This is a genomic window from Sphingomonas sp. (genome assembly GCF_042095875.1).
In the GTDB taxonomy this organism is placed as follows: domain Bacteria; phylum Pseudomonadota; class Alphaproteobacteria; order Sphingomonadales; family Sphingomonadaceae; genus Sphingomonas.
This window is the reverse complement of sequence record NZ_JBELMJ010000016.1, coordinates 44,087-66,559: the sequence shown is the minus strand read 5'-3', so window position 1 is coordinate 66,559 and position 22,473 is coordinate 44,087. Positions and strand designations below refer to the sequence as shown.

Annotated in this window: 18 protein-coding genes and 1 other RNA gene; 12 read left to right on the top strand and 7 right to left on the bottom strand. The window is 69.0% G+C overall.

All coding sequences use genetic code 11. The features are described 5' to 3' along the window. Together ACFDS6_RS07970 and ACFDS6_RS07965 are read left to right on the top strand one after the other, a co-directional pair. Positions 1-816 (top strand): glycoside hydrolase family 15 protein (locus tag ACFDS6_RS07970; protein WP_375271606.1); only part of this gene is annotated, 816 nt, incomplete at its 5' end. 46 nt (positions 817-862) lie between these two features. Then, positions 863-1,756 carry an SDR family oxidoreductase gene (locus ACFDS6_RS07965; RefSeq protein WP_375271605.1) on the top strand — a complete coding sequence of 298 codons (894 nt, stop codon included), beginning with the start codon at positions 863-865 and terminating at the stop codon, positions 1,754-1,756. Positions 1,757-1,966: 210 nt separating this feature from the next. Here the strand turns inward: ACFDS6_RS07965 and ACFDS6_RS07960 are convergent, their stop codons facing one another. Next, positions 1,967-2,230: a hypothetical protein gene (locus ACFDS6_RS07960; RefSeq protein WP_375271604.1), complete on the bottom strand. Its 264-nt coding sequence runs from the start codon at positions 2,228-2,230 to the stop codon at positions 1,967-1,969. A 125-nt stretch (positions 2,231-2,355) separates the two neighbouring features. Here ACFDS6_RS07960 and ACFDS6_RS07955 point away from each other — a divergent pair, with 125 nt between their 5' ends. Further along, positions 2,356-3,720, top strand: coding sequence for a dihydrolipoyl dehydrogenase (locus tag ACFDS6_RS07955; RefSeq protein WP_375271603.1), 1,365 nt, complete (start codon positions 2,356-2,358; stop codon positions 3,718-3,720). 598 nt (positions 3,721-4,318) lie between these two features. On the opposite strand, the gene ssrA is transcribed toward ACFDS6_RS07955, so the two are convergent. Then, positions 4,319-4,727, bottom strand: a transfer-messenger RNA (tmRNA) gene (ssrA, locus tag ACFDS6_RS07950). A 266-nt stretch (positions 4,728-4,993) separates the two neighbouring features. Between ssrA and ACFDS6_RS07945 the strand changes: the two genes are divergently transcribed. From ACFDS6_RS07945 to ACFDS6_RS07920, 6 genes are all read left to right on the top strand, one after another. Continuing rightward, positions 4,994-5,425, top strand: coding sequence for an Rrf2 family transcriptional regulator (locus ACFDS6_RS07945; RefSeq protein WP_375271602.1), 432 nt, complete (start codon positions 4,994-4,996; stop codon positions 5,423-5,425). A gap of 57 nt (positions 5,426-5,482) precedes the next feature. Further along, the gene (ligA, locus tag ACFDS6_RS07940) at positions 5,483-7,621 is read left to right on the top strand and encodes an NAD-dependent DNA ligase LigA (protein WP_375271601.1); all 2,139 of its coding nucleotides are present in this window, start codon (positions 5,483-5,485) and stop codon (positions 7,619-7,621) included. A gap of 177 nt (positions 7,622-7,798) precedes the next feature. Then, positions 7,799-11,176 (top strand): carboxypeptidase regulatory-like domain-containing protein, encoded by a 3,378-nt coding sequence (locus ACFDS6_RS07935; RefSeq protein ID WP_375271610.1) that lies wholly within the window; start codon positions 7,799-7,801, stop codon positions 11,174-11,176. Positions 11,177-11,269: 93 nt separating this feature from the next. Continuing rightward, complete coding sequence (locus tag ACFDS6_RS07930; RefSeq protein WP_375271600.1) at positions 11,270-12,448, top strand: sensor histidine kinase; 1,179 nt, start codon at positions 11,270-11,272, stop codon at positions 12,446-12,448. Positions 12,449-12,485: 37 nt separating this feature from the next. Continuing rightward, positions 12,486-13,298 carry a LytR/AlgR family response regulator transcription factor gene (locus ACFDS6_RS07925; protein WP_375271599.1) on the top strand — a complete coding sequence of 271 codons (813 nt, stop codon included), beginning with the start codon at positions 12,486-12,488 and terminating at the stop codon, positions 13,296-13,298. Between the two features lie 156 nt (positions 13,299-13,454). Continuing rightward, positions 13,455-13,721 carry a hypothetical protein gene (locus ACFDS6_RS07920; RefSeq protein ID WP_375271598.1) on the top strand — a complete coding sequence of 89 codons (267 nt, stop codon included), beginning with the start codon at positions 13,455-13,457 and terminating at the stop codon, positions 13,719-13,721. 62 nt (positions 13,722-13,783) lie between these two features. Here ACFDS6_RS07920 and ACFDS6_RS07915 read toward each other — a convergent pair whose 3' ends face one another. Then, complete coding sequence (locus ACFDS6_RS07915; protein ID WP_375271597.1) at positions 13,784-14,068, bottom strand: DUF3297 family protein; 285 nt, start codon at positions 14,066-14,068, stop codon at positions 13,784-13,786. Positions 14,069-14,163: 95 nt separating this feature from the next. Further along, complete coding sequence (locus ACFDS6_RS07910; RefSeq protein ID WP_375271596.1) at positions 14,164-14,544, bottom strand: hypothetical protein; 381 nt, start codon at positions 14,542-14,544, stop codon at positions 14,164-14,166. Between the two features lie 303 nt (positions 14,545-14,847). Here ACFDS6_RS07910 and ACFDS6_RS07905 point away from each other — a divergent pair, with 303 nt between their 5' ends. Beyond that, positions 14,848-17,634, top strand: a complete 2,787-nt coding sequence (locus tag ACFDS6_RS07905) for a TonB-dependent receptor plug domain-containing protein (protein ID WP_375271595.1) — start codon at positions 14,848-14,850, stop codon at positions 17,632-17,634. A 49-nt stretch (positions 17,635-17,683) separates the two neighbouring features. Here the strand turns inward: ACFDS6_RS07905 and ACFDS6_RS07900 are convergent, their stop codons facing one another. Next, the gene (locus tag ACFDS6_RS07900; protein WP_375271594.1) at positions 17,684-19,117 is read right to left on the bottom strand and encodes an NAD-dependent succinate-semialdehyde dehydrogenase; all 1,434 of its coding nucleotides are present in this window, start codon (positions 19,115-19,117) and stop codon (positions 17,684-17,686) included. 110 nt (positions 19,118-19,227) lie between these two features. Continuing rightward, positions 19,228-19,425: a DUF5818 domain-containing protein gene (locus ACFDS6_RS07895; protein WP_375271593.1), complete on the bottom strand. Its 198-nt coding sequence runs from the start codon at positions 19,423-19,425 to the stop codon at positions 19,228-19,230. Positions 19,426-19,578: 153 nt separating this feature from the next. Between ACFDS6_RS07895 and ACFDS6_RS07890 the strand changes: the two genes are divergently transcribed. Both ACFDS6_RS07890 and ACFDS6_RS07885 read left to right on the top strand, forming a co-directional pair. Then, positions 19,579-20,541: a phosphatase PAP2 family protein gene (locus tag ACFDS6_RS07890; RefSeq protein ID WP_375271591.1), complete on the top strand. Its 963-nt coding sequence runs from the start codon at positions 19,579-19,581 to the stop codon at positions 20,539-20,541. Continuing rightward, entirely contained in the window at positions 20,528-21,259 is a 732-nt protein-coding gene (locus ACFDS6_RS07885) for a fatty acid desaturase (protein WP_375271590.1), read from the top strand. The genes ACFDS6_RS07890 and ACFDS6_RS07885 overlap by 14 nt, the downstream gene beginning before the upstream one ends. Here ACFDS6_RS07885 and ACFDS6_RS07880 read toward each other — a convergent pair. After that, positions 21,240-22,472 carry a glycosyltransferase gene (locus ACFDS6_RS07880; RefSeq protein ID WP_375271589.1) on the bottom strand — a complete coding sequence of 411 codons (1,233 nt, stop codon included), beginning with the start codon at positions 22,470-22,472 and terminating at the stop codon, positions 21,240-21,242. The two genes, ACFDS6_RS07885 and ACFDS6_RS07880, sit on opposite strands and share 20 nt — an antisense overlap. Position 22,473: the final 1 nt, after the last annotated feature.

Genomic DNA, 22,473 nt, shown 5'->3' with positions numbered 1-22,473 from the left:
CCCGACGTGTCGGAATGGGCGATGCCGGGCTATCGCGGCTCGCAGCCCGTCGTCACCGGCAACCTCGCCACCGATCAGCAGCAGCACGGCGTCTACGGCGACATCTTCGAGACCGCGGCCTGCTTCGTCGCGTGCGGCAACATCCTCGACAGCGCGAGCGCGGAGCTGCTCTCGCACCTGGCGGATGAGTGCGCCGACCGCTGGCGCACCCCCGACGCGGGCATCTGGGAGCTGGAGGACAAGCAGCATTACACCATGTCCAAGATCAGCTGCTGGCAGGCGCTCGCGCGCGCGGTCGAGCTCGCCGATCAGGGGCAGCTCCCCACCACCTGCCGCGAACGCTGGTCGCGCGAGCGCGATCGGGTGGCGCGGTGGATCGAGGACGAATGCTGGTCGGACGAGAAACAGGCGTTCGTCATGTACCCCGGCAGCGACAAGGTCGACGCCGCGCTGGCGCTGGCGGTCCGCTTCGGCTTCGACGGGCGCGAGCGGCTGAAGCTGACGCTAGACGCGATCGACCGCGAACTGGGCGCGGGCGCGTTCCACTACCGCTACTCGGGCATGGCGAAGGAGGAAGGCTGCTTCGTCGCCTGCTCGTTCTGGATGGTCGAGGCGCTGGCCGAACTCGGCCACCGCGACGAGGCGCGCGCGCGCCTCAACCGGATCACCGCCGGGCTGTCGCACGGCAACGGCATCCTGTCGGAGATGATCGACCCCGACACCGGCGCCTTCCTCGGCAATCTGCCGCAGGGATTGAGCCACCTGGCGCACGTCATGGCGCTCGCCGCGCTCGACGAGGCGGACGGGTGCGACTGATCCGGCACTCGCGCGTTTGCGCCAAACCCCCACAGGAGCAACATTGATGACCGATCGCCTGACGATGCAGGACCCGCGCGCGCAATATCCTAAGCCCCCCTTCCCGCGCCAGCCGCAGCCCGTGCCGGGCGAGGCGCGCAAGATGGAGCCGGTGCCCGACCACGGCGAGACGAGCTACACGGGTGCGGGCAAGCTGACCGGCCGCCGCGCGCTCATCACCGGCGCCGACAGCGGGATCGGCCGCGCCGCCGCGATCGCCTTCGCGCGCGAGGGTGCCGACGTCGCGCTCTCCTACCTGCCCGCCGAGAAGGCCGACGCCGCCGAGGTGATCGCGCTGATCGAGGCGGAAGGCCGCACCGCGGTCGACCTGCCCGGCGACATCACCGACGAGCAATGGTGCCGCGACATGGTGGCGCAGGCGGTAGAGAAGCTCGGCGGGCTCGACATCCTTGTCATCAACGCGGGGCATCAGCAGAGCCGCGAAAATTTGTTCGAAGTGTCCTCGAAGGATTTCGACGAGACGATGAAGACCAATCTGTACGCGATGCACTGGATCACCCAGGCCGCGGTGCCGCACCTGCCCGCGGGCGCGGCGGTCATCACCACCGCCTCGGTCCAGGCGTACGATCCGTCGGCGACCCTGCTCGACTACGCCACCACCAAGGCCGGCATCGTCGCTTATACCAAGGCGCTCGCCGCGCAGCTGCTGGAGAAGGGCATTCGCGCCAACGTCGTCGCGCCGGGACCGTTCTGGACCCCGCTGCAGTCATCCGGCGGGCAGCCGCCCGAGGCGGTGATGCATTTCGGCGAGAAGAGCGCCTACGGCCGCCCCGGCCAGCCGGTCGAGATCGCGCCGGTCTACGTCCTGCTCGCCAGCCAGGAAGGCAGCTTCATCAACGGCGAGGTGTACGGCGTGACCGGCGGCGCGGGCATCGCCTGACCGGAGTTGAGCGTGCCTCCCCGCCACCGCGCGAGGAGGCACACTGACGTCCGCAGCCATTCCCGTCATCCCGGACTTGATCCGGGATCCCGCTGCCTTCTCCCGCCCCGCCAAAGAAGCGGGACCCCGTATCAAGTCCGGGGCCACGAGGAGATTAGCTGGTCTGAAGCTCCGCGAACGATCGGCTGACTCATCAACCAGCCACCCCACTCACAACCCCAGCCGGTCGAGCGCCGCCGCGACCTCCTCGTCGATCGCCGGATCGTCCTTCGGGGTCAGGCGATTGAGCACCGTCTGCACGCGCGTCTGCGCGACGCGCAGCGTCTTGTGCCGCACCTCGCGCACCTGGTTGGTGCGCCACGATCCGCTCTCGCCCAGCAGCGCCGCCCATTTCGCCTCCTCCGCCGCCAGCGTCGCGAGCGCGAGCCGGAGCCCGTCGCGCCGTCCGCGCGCGTAATCGTCGTTCACCGTCACCGCTCGCGTCTCCCGTGTCGGGTCGCTCAACCACGCACCAATCGCGCGGTTGCACGGGAACACCCGCGCGCGTCAGTTCTTGATGCAGGATAAAATCGGACACGGGGTCCGCGGAGACGAACCAAGTGACCGACAGAACTTCCGAGCGGACGTGCGACGTGATCGTGATCGGCGCGGGCACCGCCGGGTTGAAGGCGTACAAGGCCGCGACCGCGCGCGGCGCCGACACGGTGATCGTTGAGCGCGGACCCGGCGGGTCGACCTGCACGCGCGTCGGCTGCATGCCGTCCAAACTGCTCATCGCCGCCGCGCGCACCGCGCACCAGGCCCGCAACGCCGCCACGTTCGGCGTGCGGACCGGCAGCGTCGAGATCGACGTCGCCGCGATGTGGGCACGCCTCCGCGGCGAACGCGACCGCTTCGTCGATTCGGTACTGGAGGAATATCACGCCATCCCCGACGCGCAGCGCGTCCACGGGGTCGCGCGCTTCGACGGCCCCGACGCGGTGACCGTGGGCGACACCCGCATCGTCGCGCGCCGCGGCATCGTGATCGCGACCGGCAGCCGCCCGCTCGTCCCCGACTCGCTCGACGCGGTGCGCGACCGCGTCCACACCAACGAGACGATCTTCGAGCTCGACCATCTGCCGCGCCGCCTCGCCGTGCTGGGCGCGGGTCCCCTGGGGCTCGAACTCGCGCAGGCGTTCGCGCGGCTGGGCGCCAAGGTCAGCGTGTTCGATCCCGGCGACACGATCGGCGGCCTGACCGACCCGGAGGCGAATGAGGCCGCGATCGACGCGCTCGGGCGCGAAATCGACTTCCATCTCGGCGTCGAGCCACAGGCGGCGCCCGCGGACAATGGCGCGCGCCTGTCGTGGGATGGCGGCGCGGTCGAGGTCGACCTGATCCTCTCGGCCGCGGGCCGCGCGCCGCTGCTCGACGACCTCGATCTCGCGCGCACCGGGATCGAACTCGATGACAAAGGCACGCCGTTGTTCGAGGAAACGTCGCGCCGCTGCGGCGACAGCCGCATCTTCATCGCGGGCGACGCGAACGCGTGGCGCCCGGTGCTGCACGAGGCGGCGCGCGGCGGTCGGATCGCCGGCGACGTGGCCGCGGGCGGCCCGCCATCGCGCGCGATCCCGGCGTTCGCGGTCGCTTTCACCGAGCCCAACATCGTCCAGGTCGGCACCGACTTCGGCGACCTGCCCGACGACGCGCGCTTCGGGTGCGCGCGGGTCAGCGAGAACGGCCGCGCGACCGCCGACGGGCACGATCACGGAATGGTGCGCCTCTACGCCGACCGCGACGACGCGCTGATCGGCGCCACGATCGTCGCGCCCGGCGCCGAGCATCTCGGCCACCTCGTCGCGCTCGCGATCGACCGCGGCACCGACGCGGCGACCTTCGCCGACCAGCCCTGGTACCACCCGACGCTCGAGGAATTGCTCCAGAGCGCCGCACGCGACCTGGCCGGGATCAAGGATTGAATGGGTCGAACTCCGCTTACTGGCGTCGATAAGATAAGCGGCGAGCAGAAATCCACGCCGATCATCGTTTCCGAGAAGGCGGCGGTTGGCGGCAGGGTGAAAACGCGACAACGTCACCAGCCACGCCGTCATGCTGAACTCGTCTCAGCATCCATCGCGCCTTTCCCGGCTACGTTGCCATAAGCGCCGTCGCTTGCCGTGCTCTCCCAAAACCTGAGCCCGCAGAAGCATCAGCAGACCACGCAAAACGATCCAGCCCCAACAGCCCGGCACATGCCCTTCACGTCATCCCGGACTTGATCCGGGATCCCGCTTCTTGAACACGTCGGAAGAAACAGCGGAACCGCGGATCGAGTCCGGGGTGACGAAGGAATGTGTTTCTAGCCCGCCTAAACAGCACTGGCGGACGCATGGCGCTAGATCAGGACGGAACGACAGCCACTAGCCTCCGCCAGGACCCAATCCATGATACAACCGACCACGGTGCCTGAGCAAAATCAGGTCGCAGATCACTCCGAAAGAACGATCGCCGGCTAGTCAGCTCATGATGAATGGAAAAGGTGGAGGGGCTTCTGTTGCCCGGTGCCCTCCAAACCGCTGGTTTCCCCTTCTGTTGCCCGGTGGGGTCCGAACCGCGCTATTTTGGTGTAACGTCAGACCGTTAGGTCTTCAGTTACGCCGCAATCGCGAGTGCTTCGTTATCGTTGGCACTTGTGTAATGGGCCGTTGCGGTGGTCCCATTCCGAGCGAAAACAGCGCCTTTCAACACACGTCGATCCTAGTTCGGCCCCATCAGCTGAGCCGCTCGGTCGGCACGCTTGGGTCCCATCGACGTATTACGTCGATGGATGCCCTGACACGCGTATCGCCCTTGCGCCGCAAGTGGTGGAGCCGCCGGGTACCGCCCCCGGGTCCGCTGCGTCTATTCTACGCCGCACTTTATCGCCATAGTCGGGTCGAACCCGACATCTGCCGATATAGGCAGGTCGCGGCCGATGTAAAAGGCTCATCTGCCGCGTGTCCCGCCGGCGTCGCGCGGCACGCGCCGCGCCTGTCCTACACGCCGCGACCGCGCTACGCCCTCACCCGCTCTTTCGCATGTTCACGACGTCGCAATTTCCGCGGGACATTTGCGCCCGCGCTCGCCCGTCGACGCGACCGTTCTTGGCCTCACCTTAGCCTCACCTTCCGCGCCTGGCGGACCGCCCGATCAGCGCGCGTTCAGCTGCGTTTCGTCATGGGGCGGCCATATTGTCCGTGGATATAATAGGATATGCTGACCCAGCGCTCACGTTACGCCCTTCGATCGATGCTGTTCCTCGCGCGCGCGCCGGCGGGTTCGCCGCCGATACCGATGACGCGCATCGCCGCGGAGGCGACCGTGCCGCGCAAGTTCCTGGAGCTGATCCTCGCCGACCTGCGCGACGCGCAACTGCTCCACAGCTTTCGCGGCAAGATGGGCGGCTACGCGCTGGCCCGCCCCGCGCACCTCATCTCGCTCGGCGAGATCATCCGCGTAATCGAGGGGCCGCTCGCGCTCGTCCCCTGCGTCAGCCGCACCGCCTATCGCCCGTGCAAGGATTGCCGGAGCGAGATCGACTGCGAAATCCGCCACGCGATGATGCGGGTCCGCGACGAGACCGCGCGCATCCTCGACGGCACCAGCCTCGCCGACGCGACCGCGGACAAGCTCGCCGCCGCCTGACGCGGACCGCGCGAACCCGGCTGGACGCTCGCCACCGCGCCGCTTAACCCGGCGCCTATGACCGAGCCCGCGCTTCCCACGACCGAGCAGGACGCCGCCGCCGAGCTGGAGCGGCTGGCGACACAGATCGCGCATCACAACGCGCTCTACCACACCCACGACGCGCCCGAGATCAGCGACGCCGACTATGACGCGCTGGTGCGCCGCAACTGCGCGCTGGAGGAGGCGTTCCCCGCGCTGGTCCGCACCGACTCGCCCAGCCGCCAGGTCGGCGCCGCGCCCGCCGGGCACCTCGCCAAGGTCGCGCACGCGCGCCCGATGATGAGCCTCGACAACGCGTTTACCGACGAGGACGTGGCCGAGTTCGTCGCGCGCGTCCGCCGCTTCCTGCTGCTCGCCGACGATGAGGTCGTGGCACTGACCGCCGAGCCCAAGATCGACGGCCTGTCCTGCTCGCTGCGCTACGAGGATCGCCGGCTGGTCCAGGCGCTGACCCGCGGCGACGGCGCGGTGGGTGAGGACGTGACCGCCAACGTGGCGACGATCGCCGACATTCCCCAGACGCTCCCCGCCGACGCGCCCGACGTGTTCGAGGTGCGCGGCGAGGTCTACATGGAGAAGGCCGCCTTTGCCGCGCTCAACGCGCGTCTCGCCGCCGAGGCGGAGGCCGCGAACAAGCCGCCACGCCAGTTCGCCAACCCGCGCAACGCCGCCGCCGGCTCGCTCCGGCAGAAGGACGCGGCGGTGACCGCCACCCGCCCGCTGCGCTTCCTCGCGCACGGCTGGGGCGAGGCGAGCGCGATGCCCGCCGAAACGCAGGCCGAGGTCGTCGCCGCGCTGCGCACCTGGGGCTTTCCCATCGCCGACGCCTTCGCGCGCACCGACACGACCGACGCCGCGCTCGCGGTCTACCGCGCGATCGAGACCGCGCGCGCCGACCTGCCGTTCGACATCGACGGTGTTGTCTACAAGCTCGACCGACTCGACTGGCAGGAGCGTCTGGGCAGCGTCGGACGCGCGCCGCGCTGGGCGATCGCGCACAAATTCCCCGCCGAGCGCGCGCAGACGACGCTGAATGCGATCGACATCCAGGTCGGGCGCACCGGCAAGCTGACCCCGGTCGCGCGGCTGGAGCCGGTAACGGTCGGCGGCGTCGTCGTCACCAATGCCACGCTCCACAACGCCGACGAGATCGCGCGGCTGAACGTCCACCCCGGCGACCGCGTGGTGCTGCAACGCGCCGGCGACGTGATCCCGCAGATCGTCGAGAACCTGTCGCGCGACGACGCGCGCGGCGCCTGGCCCTTTCCCACCCGCTGCCCGATCTGCGGCAGCGAGGCGGTGGCGGAGGAAGGCGAGGTCGACGTGCGTTGCACCGGCGGGCTGATCTGCCCGGCGCAGCGGATCGAGCGGTTGAAGCATTTCGTCGGCCGCGGCGCGCTCGATATCGATGGCCTGGGCGAGAAGACGCTGGTCGAGTTCATCGACCTCGGCTGGATCGTGGAGCCCGCCGACATCTTCCGCCTTCACGAACATCGCGACGAGTTGGTTGAGCGTGATGGCTGGCAGGCGAAGTCGGTCGACGCGCTGCTCGCAGCGATCGAGGCGCGCCGCGCGCCCGACGCCGCGCGGCTGCTGTTCGGGCTCGGCATCCGCCACACCGGCATCGTCACCGCGCGCGACCTGTTGAAGCATTACGTCACCCTGCCCGCGATCCAGAGGCTGGCAGACGAGGTGATCGGCTTACGCGACGCCACCCCGCCCGCGGTCGGCGAGACCGAGGCGCGCCACGCGACCCGCGTCGACAAGGCGATCGCCGCGCTGATCGGGGTCGAGAACGTCGGCGCCGCGGTCGGCCACGCGCTCGCCGACTTTTTCCACGAACCGCACAACCGCCAGGTCTGGGACGACCTGCTCCGCGAGGTGTCGCCCCCACCCTTCGCGGTGGAAACGCGCGCGTCGGAGGTGAGCGGCAAGACGATTGTGTTCACCGGCACGCTGGAGCTGATGTCGCGCGACGAGGCGAAGGCGCAGGCGGAGAAGCTCGGCGCGCGCGTCGCCGGGTCGGTATCGGCGAAAACCGACCTCGTCGTTGCCGGGCCGGGTGCGGGATCGAAGGCGAAGAAGGCCGCCGACCTGAACATCCGCGTGATCGACGAGGCGGGGTGGCAGGCGATCGTCGCGGCGGCAGACTGATCCGCTGGCCGGGCAGCGGATGTTACCTTTTTGCAACGCACAAACGGGCACGTGACGTCGGCGCGCGAATAGACTCGCCGCTGTAACCGAAGCGCAATATTCCCCGTGCAGGGGCGCACCAACGGCGTGGCTCGCCGAAGGTTGCAGGGCCAGGGCTCTCAAGGGGAAACATTGACGATGCGGAACAACCTGTTGTGGGGCGTGGCGGCAGTCGCGCTCGTCGCACCGATGAGCGCCACGGCGCAGGAAACCACCTCCACGATCCGCGGCACCGTGACCGCGGCGGGCGCACCGATTCCGGGTGCGACGGTGACGGTGGTCAACGTTCCCTCGGGCACCACCTCGAACGCGACTACCGACGAGTCGGGCACGTTCAACGCCAACGGCCTTCGCCCGGGCGGCCCCTACAGCGTGACGGTCAGCGCGCCGGGTTACGCCACCACCACAGTCACCGACATCAACACGATTGTCGGCCAGTCCTACGATCTGCCGGTCGAGCTGACCGCGGAGGGCGGCGACGCTGCGGGCGCTGACATCGTCGTCACCGCGTCGAGCATCCCCAATGCGCGCAGCGTCAGCCAGGGTCCCGCGACCGTCCTGAATGCCGAGAAGATCGGCACCATCGCCTCGGTCAACCGCGACATCCGCGACCTGATGCGCCGCGATCCGTTCGCGCGCCTCGACGACACCCCCTCGGGCGGCCGCGCGGTCAGCTTCGCGGGCCAGAACGCGCGCTTCAACCGCTTCACGGTCGACGGCGTGCCGATCACCGACAACTTCGGTCTCAACCCCGACGGTCTGCCCAGCCGCCGCTCGCCGATCCCGCTCGATGCGATCGGCCAGTTCCAGACCAAGGTCGCGCCGTACGACGTGCGCGAGGGCAACTTCCAGGGCGGCGTTGTCAACGTCATCTTGAAGTCCGGCACCAACGACTTCCACGGCACCGGCTTCTACTCCTATTCGTCCGACGAACTGTCGGGCGACCGCACCAAGGCGGGTCCGGGCGTACCGACCGGCCGCGTGACGCTGCCCAACTTCAAGTACGAGAACTACGGCGCGCAGCTCGCCGGTCCGCTGATCAAGGACAAGCTGTTCTTCATGGTCGCGGGTGAGCGCCTGCGTGCGCCGCGCCCGATTGCAGAGGGTCCGCTCGACAATAACGCTGGCACTACGATCCCGACGCTGACCAGCGCACAGATCGCGCAGGTCACGCAGATCGCGCAGTCACGCTACGGCTACGATGCCGGCGGCATCGTCAACAGCAACCAGGACAAGGACGACCGCCTGGTCGCTCGCCTCGACGCGAACCTGTCGGACACGCAGCGCCTCGCCGCGACCTACAGCTACGCGAAGGACTCGATCGTCCTCACCAACAACGTCAGCGCCAATCCGGCGTCGCCCAGCCTCGGCCTGGCATCCAACGCCTACGTGTCGGGCAATCGCCTGCATACCGGCGTGGTGCAGCTGAACTCCGACTGGTCGGACGATTTCTCGACCGAAATCCGCGGCTTCTACAAGAACTACAAGCGCATTCAGGACCCGCTCCAGGGCCGCGGCTTCGCCGAGTTCCGCGTCTGCACCGCGCTCAACTCCGACCGCGCCAACCCCGGCAACGCCGGCGCGGGCGCGTCGGTCACCTGCGCGCCGGGTTCGGCGGTGGTCGCACTTGGCCCCGACGTCTCGCGTCAGTTCAACGCGCTCAACACCGAGACGTGGGGCGGCAGCGCCCAGGCGCGCCTGACGCGCGACGGCCATGACTTGCGCATCTTCGCCGACGTCCAGCACGTAGACGTGTTCAACGCGTTCCTGAGCTCGTCCAACCCGCGCGCGGGCATCACGGGCTCCTATTATTTCGACTCGATCGCCGACTTCCAGGCGGGCAACGCGCAGCGCTTCGGCTACACCAATGCGGTGCCGTCGCTGAACCCTGACGACGCGGCCGCACGCTTCAAGTACATGCAGTACGCCTTCGGCGTGCAGGACACGTGGAGCATCACGCCCACGCTGAACTTCGCCTACGGCGCGCGCTACGACCTGTACGGCAGCAACAGCCGTCCGAGCCTCAACCCGACGTTCACCAGCCGCTACGGCTTCACCAACACCGAGTTCCTGTCGGGTCGCGGCCTGTTCCAGCCGCGCTTCGGCCTCGACTGGAAGCCGGTCAGCCAGCTGAGCATCCGCGGCGGCTTCGGCATCTTCGGTGGCGGTGCACCCGACGTCTACACGTCCAACAGCTTCTCCAACACCGGCATCCTGTCGAACCTGGTCGACATCCGCCAGATCAATAACGGCACCTACGAAGTGTCGGGCCTGTCGAACACGGTCGCGGCGCAGAACGCGCAGGCACAGGCATTGGGCGCTGCGGCGCTGAACAACGTCAACGGCGCGACGATCCCGGGCGCGACCAACACCTACCTGCAGAACGGCGTCAGCGCGGCGGCGACCAACGCGGTCGATCCGAACTTCAAGCTGCCGTCGCAGTGGCGCGGCACGCTGTCGGCCGATTACTTCCCCGACTTCCTGGGCGGCGGCTGGAACTTCGGTGCCGACCTGTTCTGGTCCGACGTGCGCAACCAGGTATTCTTCACCGACATCCGCTCGGTGCCGACCGCGCTGACCACGCCTGACGGCCGCGTTCGCTACACGTCGCTGACCTCGTTCAACGACACGTTCAACGACATCCTGCTGACCAACACCTCGCGCGGCCGCAGCTACGTCGCGGTGGCGCGCGTCGGCAAGACGTTCGACTTCGGTCTGACCGCGAACGCCAGCTACACGTTCCAGGACATCAAGGATCAGTCGCCCGCGACCTCGTCGACTGCCGGCTCGAACTACGCGAACGGCGCGTTCCTCGACGGCAACAACGCCGCCTACGGGACGTCGAACGACGAGGTGAAGCACAACATCAAGTATGACGTGACCTTCAACCACGCGTTCTTCGGCGACTACAAGACGACGCTGGCGCTGTTCGGCGAGACGCGCATCGGTCGCCCGTACAGCTACACGTTCCAGGACACGTCGTCGGGCCGCAGCCGCATCTTCGGTACCACCGGCTCGCTGTCGCGCTACCTGTTGTACGTGCCGACCGGCATCGACGATCCCCGCGTGTCGTACGACAATGCGCAGGTCGCGCAGCAGCTGAACGACTTCTTCGAGACGTCGGGCCTCGCCAAGTACCGGGGCAAGATTGCGCCGCGCAACGCGTTCAATTCGAAGTGGTTCACCCGCATCGACCTGCACGTCGCGCAGCAGATCCCGACGTTCGTCGGCAACTCGCGCATCGAGCTGTTCGCCGACATCGAGAACTTCACCAACCTGCTGAAGAGCTCCTGGGGTCAAATCCGCGAGTATCAGTTCCCGTACACCGCGGTGGCGGCGCGCGTGCAGTGTCTGACGGCCGCGACCCCGACGGGCACGGCGGGTACGTCGCCGACCACGACGGCGCAGCCGTGCGCGCAGTACCGCTACAGCCTGCCCAACGCGACGCCGAGCGACACGATCTACGCGTCGCAGTCGCTCTACACGATCCGCGTCGGCGCGCGCTTCTCCTTCTAAGCGCCGCGACCTTCGCCTTGCCGGGCCGCCGTCCTCACTGGGACGGCGGCCTTCTTTTTGCGCGAGGCCCGTCCGCGGTGTAGGTGGGGCGCGATGGCGACCCAACCCGCTTCGCTCGACCACGCGCTGCCCGGTACGACCGCGGCCACCGCTCCCGGCGCCGCGCCCGCGCTCGCGGGCAATCGCGCGTTGTCGATCCGCCCCTTCTTCGAGGACAAATCGTCCGCCTTCTGGAAATTGCAGGCCGCGGGCTGGACCGGCTACCTCGTGCTGCGCTCGGTGTCGTCCCTGTCGACCAGCTTCACGCTGCAGCAGATCGTGCCCGTGATCGTCGAATCGATCGTCGGCTATTGCATCACGCTGCTGCTGTCGGTGCTCTACGGCTACTACCGCCGTCTGCCGCGCGTGACCGGCATCCTCCTGTCGATCTTCACGCTCGGCGCGGGCACGTTCCTCTACGCGACGCTCGACGCTTTCTCCTTCAGCTTCATCAAGCTGTCCGCGCCCGGCGTCGACCTGTCGCTGCTGCTCGGCACGTTGTTCCTCAACTTCACCGTGCTCGCCGGCTGGTCCGCGCTCTATTTCGGGATCAACTTCTACCTGCTGGTCGAGGAGCAGATCGACCAGATGGAACACCTAGAGATCCAGGCGTCGTCGGCGCAGCTCGCGATGCTGCGCTACCAGCTCAACCCGCATTTCCTGTTCAACACGCTCAACTCGATCTCGACGCTGGTGCTGCTGAAACAGACCGAGCGCGCCAACGCGATGCTGTCCCGGCTGTCGTCGTTCCTGCGCTACACGCTGGCCAACGAGCCCACCGCGCACGTCACCGTCGCGCAGGAGGTGGAGACGCTGAAGCTCTACCTCGAGATCGAGAAGATGCGGTTCGAGGACCGGCTGCGCCCGCGTTTCGAGATCGACCCCGCGGTTGAGAAGGCGCGCCTGCCCTCGCTGCTGCTGCAACCCCTGGTCGAGAATGCGATCAAATACGCCGTCACCCCGCAAGAGGATGGGGCCGAGATCGCGGTCACCGCGCGGCTCGTCGGGGAACGCGTGCTGCTCGGCGTATCCGACACCGGCCCGGGATTGATGCCGAACAAAAACCGGCCGAGCCTTTCAACCGGCGTCGGCATCGCCAATATCAGGGAGCGATTGGCGCAGGCGTATCCGGGCGACCACCGCTTCGCGGTGCGGGCGATGCCGGCGGGCGGGTTCGGCGTAGAGGTCGAGATCCCGTTCCAGCTCGACGAGCCCGCGCGCGGCGGGCTGTAGCGCGCCGCGCAAGCGCGTAATGGAGTGTGTAGAGTAGATGACGATCAGAACCATTCTCGTCGACGACGAGCCGCTCGCGATCCAGGGGCTCGAGCTGCGGCTGCAACCGCACGACGACGTGGAGATCATCGCCAAGTGCCAGAACGGCCGCGAGGCGATCAGCGCGATCAAGACGCACAAGCCCGATCTCGTGTTTCTCGATATCCAGATGCCCGGCTTCGACGGCTTCTCGGTGGTGCAGGGGCTGATGGACGTCGAGCCGCCGTTGTTCGTGTTCGTGACCGCTTACTCCGACCACGCGATTCGCGCGTTCGAGGCGCAGGCGACCGATTACCTGATGAAGCCGGTGGAGGAAGCGCGCCTCGCCGAGACGCTCGACCGCGTGCGCCAGCGTTTGTCCGAGCGCGGCAGCCGCGAGGAAGCGACCAAGCTCAAGGAAGCGCTGGCCGAGCACGCACCCGAGGCCGCGGCCGAGATCGCGGCGGAGAGCGACGGTGCCGGCGATCAGGTCGCGGCCAACCGCTACGAGAAGATGATCAACGTCAAGGATCAGGGCCAGATCTTCCGCGTCGACGTCGACACGATCGAGCTGATCGAGGCGGCGGGCGACTACATGGTGATCAAGACCGCGGCCAACACGCTGATCCTGCGCGAAACGATGAAGGACCTGGAGAAAAGGCTCGACCCGCGCCGGTTCCAGCGCATCCACCGGTCGACGATCGTCAACCTCGACCTCGTCAAGCAGGTCAAGCCGCACACCAACGGCGAGTGTTTCCTGGTGCTCGATTCAGGCTCCAGCGTGAAGGTGTCGCGCTCCTACCGCGACGTGGTGGCGCGCTTCGTTCATTGATCACGGGCGCGGTCCTGCTCGCGCTGACGACTCCCGCCGCCACCCACCCGACCGCCTCCGACCGCGTCCGCCGACGCGCGTGCTGATCTACAGCGAGGTGGGGCATCTAGCGACGACGCGGATCAGCATGGTCGCGGTGCGTGACACTGGCGGGCGGTGACGCACCGACGCGGTCGGGCGCAGCCGGTCCGGGTCGATGATACGCCGCCGCGCGCCTTGCCGCACCTCACGTGTACGCTCGGCGTCGGGAACAGCCGCGCGGTAGACGCGATCCTGGCGAATCCCGATCTCTGGCGCGAGATGTCGCCGCCCACCGGTCACACGCGACCGCCGCCGCTCGATCACGCGTCGCGCGACGTCGCGGTGCTCACCCCCGGCTGCGTGCGCCAGGGCAATGCCGGCAATTTCTCGCGCCGATGCTGATCCGGCTCGACGAGCTTCTCACACCGGAGATACGGCGCTGACGAAGTCTCGCGCCGCGGCGCTCAGTCGTCCGCGTCGTCGTCCGCCTGTGCCGTCTCGTCGGGCTCGCCGCCGCCCTGGAACCACGCCTCGACCGGGCCGATCAGCTTGATTGTCAGCGGGCGGCCGTGACGGTCGACCTTCTTGCCCAGCGCGACGCGGATCCAGCCTTCGGACAGGCTGTATTCCTCCACGTCGGTCCGCTCGACGCCCTTGAAGCGAATGCCGACGCCGCGCTCCAGCGCGTCACGGTCGAAATGCGGGCTGCGGGGGTCGATCGAGAGATGGTCGGGGGGCGTATCGGTCATCGCGCGCGCCTAACGCGCCCGGCGACGGCGTGCCACAAAAAAGCGGCGCGGCAGGTACTCCCGCCGCGCCGTTCATGCGAACCTCGGTCCGGTCGTTACCAACCGTAATAGCCGCGCGGCCCGTAATAGCCGCCGCCGTAATACGGGTCGCCGTAGTAGCCGCGGTACACAACCCGCGGCGGGGGCGGCGGAGCATAATAGTCGCGGTAATAGCCGCGCGGCCGGTAGCGATAGCGCGGCGCGTAACCGCGATCGTAGTAATAGCCGCGATCGTAGTAGCGTCCGCGATTGCTCGACGCGATCGCCGCGCCGACACCCAGACCGACCACGCCACCCAGGATCGCCGCCGCCGCCGTGTCGCCGCCGCGGTGCCCGCGGTAGCCGCGCCAGCGCTGCGCCTCGGCCGGTGCAGCGGAGGTGATCGCGGTCGCCGCCAGCGCCGCGCCCAGTCCCAACTTCGTCAATAATCCCGTCATTTCGAACCTCCTCACATGGTACGCTCGGTTCGCACGATTGGATAACGCATAATGATGCGAGCGTGTTTCCACGCCTAGCGCCGCCGCCCTGAACGATACCGGAATACGGCATTCACCCAAGGTTTAACCACGATGCACTCAGGCAGATCAGGACATCAACGCTGATGCATTGTTGCGTCGCAGCAACAACAAGCCGCAACTTACGGGCGCCTGCAACAAGCCTATTGTTACGAAATGTGCCTCGGATACGATCGGCGCCGTCGTGAACGGGAAAGGCCCGCGCGACAAAAAGGGGAAACTTACATGCGGCGCGCTCTCGCTCTTCTGCTCACCTCCTCGCTCGCGGGGCTCGCGGCACCCGCCGCCGCGCAGAGCAGCGCCACGCCGCCCGCGCCGCAGGTCGAGGGCGCGACCCCCGGCGACGGCGTGCCCGACGACGTGCTGGGCAACACCATCATCGTCACCGGCACGCGCGCCGCCAACCGCACGGTGGCGGACAGTCCGGTGCCGATCGACGTCATCTCGAACGAGAGCCTGACCACCACCGGCCTGGGCGAGACCAGCAAGGTGCTCAACCAGCTGATCCCGTCGTTCAACTTCCCCCAACCCTCGATCAACGACGGCACCGACGTGATCCGCCCCGCGACGCTGCGCGGGCTCAACCCCGACCAGACGCTGGTGCTGGTCAACGGCAAGCGCCGCCACCCCTCCGCGCTGCTCAACATCAACGGCTCGGTCGGACGCGGCGCGACCGCGGTCGACCTGAACAACATCCCCGCGCTCGCGATCGAGCGGATCGAGGTGCTGCGCGACGGCGCCTCGTCGCAATACGGCTCGGACGCGATCGCCGGCGTCATCAACATCCAGCTGAAGAAGGCGGTGAACACCGGCCGCGTCCAGGTCAGCTACGGCAAGTACGTGACCCAGATGGAGGACGTGCCCGACCTGCTGGGGTTGCAGATCAACGCCGTCGGGCAGCCGTTCTTCGACACCACCGACGGGCGCATCCTGGCGGGCAATTACGGCAAGGATCGCGAGCGCCGCGACGGCGACCTGTGGACGATGGGCGCCAATATCGGCATCCCGATCGGCGCGGACGGGTACCTCAACATCACCGGCGAGTATCGCGACCGCGACAACACCAACCGCGCCGGGCCCGACCCGCGCCCGCAGTACAACCGCCCGACGACCGCGTTCGACGCGCGCGAGCTGACGTTCAACCGCATCAACTTCGAGTATGGCGACCCGCGGACCGAGGATTACAATGCTTTCGTCAACGCCGGCGTGCCGATCGGCGACTTCGAGCTCTACGCCTTCGGCTCCTACGCGCATCGCAGCGGTCTCAGCGCGGCGAACTTCCGCCAGTCGTCGTCGGCGAACAACCGCGACTTCTCGGTGCTGCTGCCGTCGCAGGCACCCAACGCGGGCAATTTCGTGCCGCTGCGCCCCGACGGCTTCCTGCCCGCGATCGCGACCGATTACGACGATTACGCGATCGCCGGCGGCGTGCGCGGCGAGGTGGCGGGCTTCGCGGGCGACCTGTCACTCGTCTACGGCCACAACGAGTTCGATTACCGCACCGTCAACTCGCTCAACACCAGCTTCGGTCCGGCGAGCCCGCGCGACTTCGACTCGGGCGGCCTGCGCTTCGGTCAGCTGACCGCCAACCTCGACCTGCGCCGCGAGTTCGACCTCGGCTTCGCGCGCCCGCTGACCTTCGCGTTCGGCGGCGAATATCGCGACGAGAACTTCAAGATCGTCCCCGGCGAACTCGCGTCCTACGCGATCGGTCCCTTCTTCGTCGCACCGCGCGCGGCGACCGCGGCACAATGCGCGGCGCAGGGCGGGGTGCTCGGCGCGAACGGCATCTGCACCTTCCCCGGCCGCGCCGCGCTGGTCGGCGCGCAGGGCTTCCCCGGTTTCCCGACCTCCGCCGCGACCGACCGCAGCCGCGACAGCGTCGCGGGCTACGTCGAGCTCGACACCGATCCGTTCGAGGGCTTCACCGTCACCGCCGCTGGCCGCTACGAACATTTCAGCGATTTCGGCGACACGTGGAACGGCAAGCTCGCGCTGCGCTACGAGTTCCTGCCCGGCCTGGCGGTGCGCGGCGCGATCTCCAACGGCTTCCGCGCGCCCTCGCTCCAGCAGCAGTTCTTCACCACCACCTCGACCAACTTCATCGCGGGCGTGCCGGTCGAGATCAGCACCGTGCCCGTGACCAGCCCGGTCGCGCAGGCGCTCGGCTCGCGCCAGCTCGACGCAGAGAAATCGCGCAACATCTCGGCCGGCGTCACCGCCAACCCCTTGCGCGGGCTGTCGCTCACCGCGGACTATTACAACATCAAGATCACCGATCGCATCGTGCTGACCGAGAATCTCGGCGCAGCCGGCAGCGGCACCGCGGCGGTCAACGCGGCGGTGAAGGCGATCCTCGACGCCAACGGCTTCAACTCGGTCGGCGCCGCGCGCTTCTTCATCAACGGGCTCGACACCACGACGCAGGGATTGGACGTGGTCGGCACCTACCGCTTCGGCCTGGGCAATCTCGGCAACTGGTCGCTGTCGGCGGCGTACAATTACAACGACAACAAGATCGACCGCCGGCTCAACGCGCTCGGCCCGCTGGCGCAGATCCCCGGGCTGATCCTGTTCGGGCGCGTCGAGGGCATCCGCTTCACCGACGGCCAGCCCGAGGACAAACTGGTGCTGACCACCGAGGGATCGGTCGGCTGGTTCGGCATCACCGCGCGCGCGACGCGCTACGGCGAGGTGATCGCGCCGGGCGCCGCGACCCCGCTCGGCGCCGACGCGACCAGCCTAACCGCGCTCGGCCCCGACGACCTGACGCTGTCGGGCAAGTGGATCACCGATCTCGAAGCGCGGGTCACGCTGGCGGAGCGGGTCACCTTCGCGTTCGGCGCCAACAACCTGCTCGACGTCTACCCCGATCGCCGCCCGACCGGCCCGCGCCCGGCGGGGGTCGGCGGCAATTATCCGATCGACGCTTACTACCAGCCGTACAGCACCTTCTCGCCGTTCGGCTTCAACGGCCGCTTCCTCTACGGCCGCTTCTCCGCGCAGTTCTGATCCGCGCGCATCGACCTGCCGGAGCGCACCCGCGCTCCGGCAACGCCGCTCACATCATGTGCACGGTCTTGGTCACCAGGTGCGCGGCGACGCCCTCCGGCCCGTCCTCCGAGCCGAAGCCGCTGTCCTTCACCCCGCCGAACGGGCTGTCGGGCCAGCTCAACCGCACGTTGTTGATCGCGACCATCCCCGCCTCGATCTCGTCGCCGAGCAGGTTCTGCCGCCGCCCGTTCTCGGTGAAGCAGTAAGCCGCCAGCCCGTATGGCAGCCGGTTCGCCTGGTGGATCGCGTCCTCCACCGTCTCGAACGGGGTCAACAGCGCGAGCGGTCCGAACGGCTCGTCGTTCATGGCGCGCGCCTCCAGCGGCACGTCGGCGAGCACGGTGGGCGTGAAGAAGAAGCCGTCGCCTTCTCCGCGCGTGCCGCCCGCCAGCACGCGCGCGCCAACGCTGCGCGCGTCCTCCACCATCTCCTCGATCGCCGACGGCCGGCGCGCGTTCGCCATCGGCCCCATCTGGGTGTCCTTCTCCAGCCCGCTGCCGACCTTCAGCTGCTTCGTCCGCTCGGCGAAACCCTCGGCGAAGCGGTCGTAGATGCCCGCATGCACGTGGAAGCGCGTTGGCGCGACGCACACCTGACCCGCGTTCCTGAACTTGTGCGCGACGAGCGTGTCGAGCGTCTTGTCGAGGTCGCAATCGTCGAACACCAGCACGGGCCCGTGCCCGCCCAGCTCCATCGTCGTCTTCATCATCGTCTCGGCGGCGAGCTTCGCCAGGTGCTTGCCGACCGGCACCGATCCGGTGAAGCTCAGCTTGCGCGTGACGGGCGAGGCGAGCAGGTGACGCGATACCTGATCGGGCACGCCGAACACGCACTGCGCGACGTCGCCGGGCAACCCGGCATCCTGAAAACAGCGTAGCACCTCGACCGCCGATCCCGCGGTCTCCTCGCTCGGCTTGATGATGATCGAGCAGCCCGCCGCGATCGCCGGGCCGAGCTTCCTGACCACGTTCATGATCGGGAAGTTCCACGCGCAGAACGCCGCCACAGGTCCGATCGGCTGGTGCAGCACCAGGCTGCGCGTGCCCGCCGGGCGCGGCAGCACGCGGCCGTAGATGCGCTGCGCTTCCCCGGCGTGGAACTCGAGCAGCGCGGCGGCGAACATCGCCTCGCCCTTCGCCTCGACCAGCGGCTTGCCCTGTTCCAGCGTCGCGATCCGCGCCAGATGATCGGCGCGCTCGCGCAGCAATGCGGCGGTGCGCGTCAGCACCTGCGCACGCGCGGCCGGGTCGGTCTTGCGCCACGCCTTGAACCCGCGGTCCGCGGCGTCCAGCGCGCGGTCGAGGTCGTCCGCGGTCGCGAGCGGCAGCGCGCCCTGCGCCTCGCCGGTCGCCGGATTGAGCACGTCGTGCGCGTCGCGCGACCCGCCGGTCACCCATTCACCCGCGATGTACAGGCCGAGTTTCGGATCATAGGCGGTCATGCAGGGCTCCTCGATGGTTCGGCGGCGATATAGGAAGCCGACGCGCCGCGTTCACCCGCCGCGCGCGTCACTGACCCCGGTGCGCGCTCGCCCGGGCGGAAGCGACACGCTCACGCCGCCGCGACGCCGTCCGCGCTGACCAGATCGTCCGCCACCAGCGTGCCGACCACTCGCACGCGCTTCTCGACCAGGTCGACCGGGGTGCGCTGCAGTTGCAGCTGGTAGCGCCCGCCCAGATCGCGGCGCAGGTAGAAGCCGCCGCCGTCGCGGATCAGCGTGCCCGTCTCGTCGATCCGCCTCTCGCTCACCGTCCCTCGCCTCCTCGCGCGCCGATGCATATCGCGCCGCGCCGACGATGGCCATGACGGTCGCATCGACGCAGACGAGCGAGCCGGCGGATCGGTCGTGCCATCCTCGCCTCGGGTTGACACCCGGCCGCACTTGCCGCGTTGGATCGCGCGATGCTGCATTCCGATCGCCCCACCAGCGACGCCGCGGCCTGGTGGTTGCTGGCCGCGATGCTCGCCGCGTGCCTCGCCGCCGCCTGGGGCCTGGGATTCCGCGTCGATGCGCCGCGCGCGGTGCCACCCGCCGCCGGTGTCGCGCTGCTGGCGACGGGCGCGCTGGTCGGGCGCCGGCGTGGCAAGCCGCGGCTGGCGGCGGGATCGACCGCGTTCCTGCAGATGACGCTGTTTACCTTGTTGGGCGTCGTGCTCGCCTACGCGCTGGCGGCGCGCGCGGGGGCATTGTGGGACGCGCGGCTCGCCGCGGCCGACCGCGCGCTCGGCTTCGACTGGCCCGCGGTGTTCGCCGCCGCCGACCGCGCGCCGGTCGCGCTGTGGATCGGCGGCCTGGCCTATCACAGCCTGACGCTACAGATGGTCACCTGCATCGTCGCGATGAGCGCCTATGCGCAGTTCGACCGGCTGCGCGTCGCGGTTGCCGCGGCGATCCTGTCGGGGTTCGTGACCATCCTCGTCTCGTGGTGGACGCCCGCGATGGGCAACGTGTTCGATCCCGCCGCCTTCCGGCATCTCTGGCCGTCGATCGCCTGGCTCGAACAGGCGATGATCGCGGGCCTGCGCGACGGCACGTGGCGCACGCTCGACCTGACGCAGCTGATGGGGATTGTCAGCTTTCCCAGCTATCACGCGACCCTGCCCGTCATCCTGTCCTGGGCGCAGCGCGACACGCCGGGCTGGCGCTACGTCGCGCCGGTCTGGGCGGGGGTGACGATCATCGCGACCCCGCTGTTCGGCGGGCATTACGGCGTCGACGTGCTCGCCGGCCTCGCGCTCGCGCCCGCCGCACTGGCGATCGCGCCCCGACTGGTACGCGCGGGCCCGCGCGGACGCATTGCGCTTGCGCCGGTGCGCGACTTGGCGCAGGTCACCGGCGTTGGGAACGATCATGCCATCCGCTAGCGACATCAGCCGCGACACGCGCGTCAGCGCGCTGCTGGCGGGCGCGATCGGCGCCGCCTGGCTCGCGATCCACGTCGGCGGCATCTTCTTCTGGCAGTGGAGCATCGCCACCGCCCCGCTCGCCGCGCTGCTGATCGCGGTGCAGGCGTGGCTCAGCACCGGGCTGTTCATCGTCGCGCACGATTGTATGCACGGCTCGTTCGCGCCCGGTCGCCCGCGCGTCAACCGCGTCGTCGGCACGCTCTGCCTCGGCGCCTACGCCGCTTTGTCCTTTCGCGCGCTCCATCCCAAGCACCACGCGCACCATCATGCGCCGGGGACCGAGCACGATCCCGATTTCCACCCCAACGCGCCGCGCAGCCCGCTGCGCTGGTTCATCCGCTTCTTCACCGGATATTACACCCACGGGCAGATCGTGCGGATCACGCTGGCGGCGTGTCTCTACCTGCTGCTGGGCGCGTCGCTCCTCAACATCGTCGCCTTCTGGGCCGTGCCCGCGCTGCTGGCGCTGGCGCAATTGTTCTTCTTCGGCACCTTTCTGCCGCACCGCCACGACGACACGCCCTTCGCCGACCACCACAATGCGCGCGGCAACCTGCTGTCACCGCTCGCCTCGGTCGCGACCTGCTTTCATTTCGGCACCTACCACCACGAGCATCACTTGAGCCCGCGCACGCCGTGGTGGCGGCTGCCGGGCGTCAGGCAAGCGCCGCGCTGACCTGCGCCGCGGCGCGGCCAGCACCGCCGCTCGCCGCCATCTCGTCCCCGATCCGCCGCGCCGCCGCGCGGTAGCTCGGCTCCGTCATCACGCCGCGCAAGGCCAGCGCCAGCACCGACGCGGTCAGCCCACGCGGCGACAGCACGCGTCCCGCCCCGACATAGGCGATCCGCGCCGCGGTGCCCGGCTGCTCGAACGCGATCGGCAGCGCGACGATCGGCACCCCGGCCGCCAGCGCGTCGAGCACCGTGTTGAACCCGCCGTGGAGTATCGCCGCGGCGCAGTGGCGCAGCACCGCCTGCTGCGGCCAGAACGCGCGCACCAGCGGTTCGCCCGGCAGCGCCGCCTCCTCCGCCGCGCTCAGCCCGCCGCCGTGTCCGATCACCGCGCGCGCGCCTACCGCTGCGCACGCCGCCGCCATCGTCTGGAACAAGGCGCGTCGCGACCCCTGCAGCGTGCCGAGCGAGCAGAACACCAGAGGTCGTCCGTCGAGCGGCAGGCCGATCGGCGTGTCCGCCTCCGCCGCGGCGCGCCACGGCCCGCCGTAGGCGAACGCGGCGGGCAGGGCCGAGCGGGGATAATCGAATCCGCGCGGGCATTGCGCGACCCAGCGCAGCGGCGGCGCCTCCTGCCCCAGCCCCCACGCGCGCCGCCGCTCGTCGAGCACGCGCGTGATCGGCCGCATCAATATGTCCGCGACCGAGTAGCCGCCGTTGTTGCGATTGCGCCCGATCGGGTCCGCGCGGTAGCGCCAGCCGAGGAACGGCGGCGGCACGTTCTCCTCGCGCAGCAGCGGCAATCCGGTGACGGTCGCGACCAAGGGCAGGCGCATGTGCTCGGCGATCACCGCGCCGGCGGGCTCGGCGGTGTCGGCGATCACCGCCTCGGCGCCGATCCGCGCGAGCGCCGCGGGGGCGCCGTCCAGCAGCGTCGCGGTCATCCCCGCGGTCGCGCGGATCATGCGCGTCAACCCGCGCGCGCCGGTCGGTCGCCCGAGCAGCGACAGATACGCGTCAAGCGCGCCGGGCTCGCCCGCCTCGACCGCGGCGAACCCGACCGCGGGGTCGGTGACGAAGCGCGCCATGTCCCCCACGTGCACGATCGTGACGCGGTGGCCGAGCGCGACCAGCTCCCGCCCCAGTACCTGCAGCGGGTTGATGTGACCGACAGTCGGCGGGGTAATGACCGCGATGTGTCGCTTGACCGGTAACACG

Bases quoted from the DNA above. Each gene is read 5' to 3' on its own strand.
- ACFDS6_RS07965 (WP_375271605.1), top strand. From the start codon at position 863: ATGACCGATCGCCTGACGATGCAGGACCCGCGCGCGCAATATCCTAAG.
- ACFDS6_RS07945 (WP_375271602.1), top strand. From the start codon at position 4,994: ATGCTGACCCAGCGCTCACGTTACGCCCTTCGATCGATGCTGTTCCTC.
- ligA (WP_375271601.1), top strand. From the start codon at position 5,483: ATGACCGAGCCCGCGCTTCCCACGACCGAGCAGGACGCCGCCGCCGAG.
- ACFDS6_RS07935 (WP_375271610.1), top strand. From the start codon at position 7,799: ATGCGGAACAACCTGTTGTGGGGCGTGGCGGCAGTCGCGCTCGTCGCA.
- ACFDS6_RS07930 (WP_375271600.1), top strand. From the start codon at position 11,270: ATGGCGACCCAACCCGCTTCGCTCGACCACGCGCTGCCCGGTACGACC.
- ACFDS6_RS07925 (WP_375271599.1), top strand. From the start codon at position 12,486: ATGACGATCAGAACCATTCTCGTCGACGACGAGCCGCTCGCGATCCAG.
- ACFDS6_RS07915 (WP_375271597.1), bottom strand. From the start codon at position 14,068: ATGACCGATACGCCCCCCGACCATCTCTCGATCGACCCCCGCAGCCCG.
- ACFDS6_RS07910 (WP_375271596.1), bottom strand. From the start codon at position 14,544: ATGACGGGATTATTGACGAAGTTGGGACTGGGCGCGGCGCTGGCGGCG.
- ACFDS6_RS07905 (WP_375271595.1), top strand. From the start codon at position 14,848: ATGCGGCGCGCTCTCGCTCTTCTGCTCACCTCCTCGCTCGCGGGGCTC.
- ACFDS6_RS07900 (WP_375271594.1), bottom strand. From the start codon at position 19,117: ATGACCGCCTATGATCCGAAACTCGGCCTGTACATCGCGGGTGAATGG.
- ACFDS6_RS07890 (WP_375271591.1), top strand. From the start codon at position 19,579: ATGCTGCATTCCGATCGCCCCACCAGCGACGCCGCGGCCTGGTGGTTG.
- ACFDS6_RS07885 (WP_375271590.1), top strand. From the start codon at position 20,528: ATGCCATCCGCTAGCGACATCAGCCGCGACACGCGCGTCAGCGCGCTG.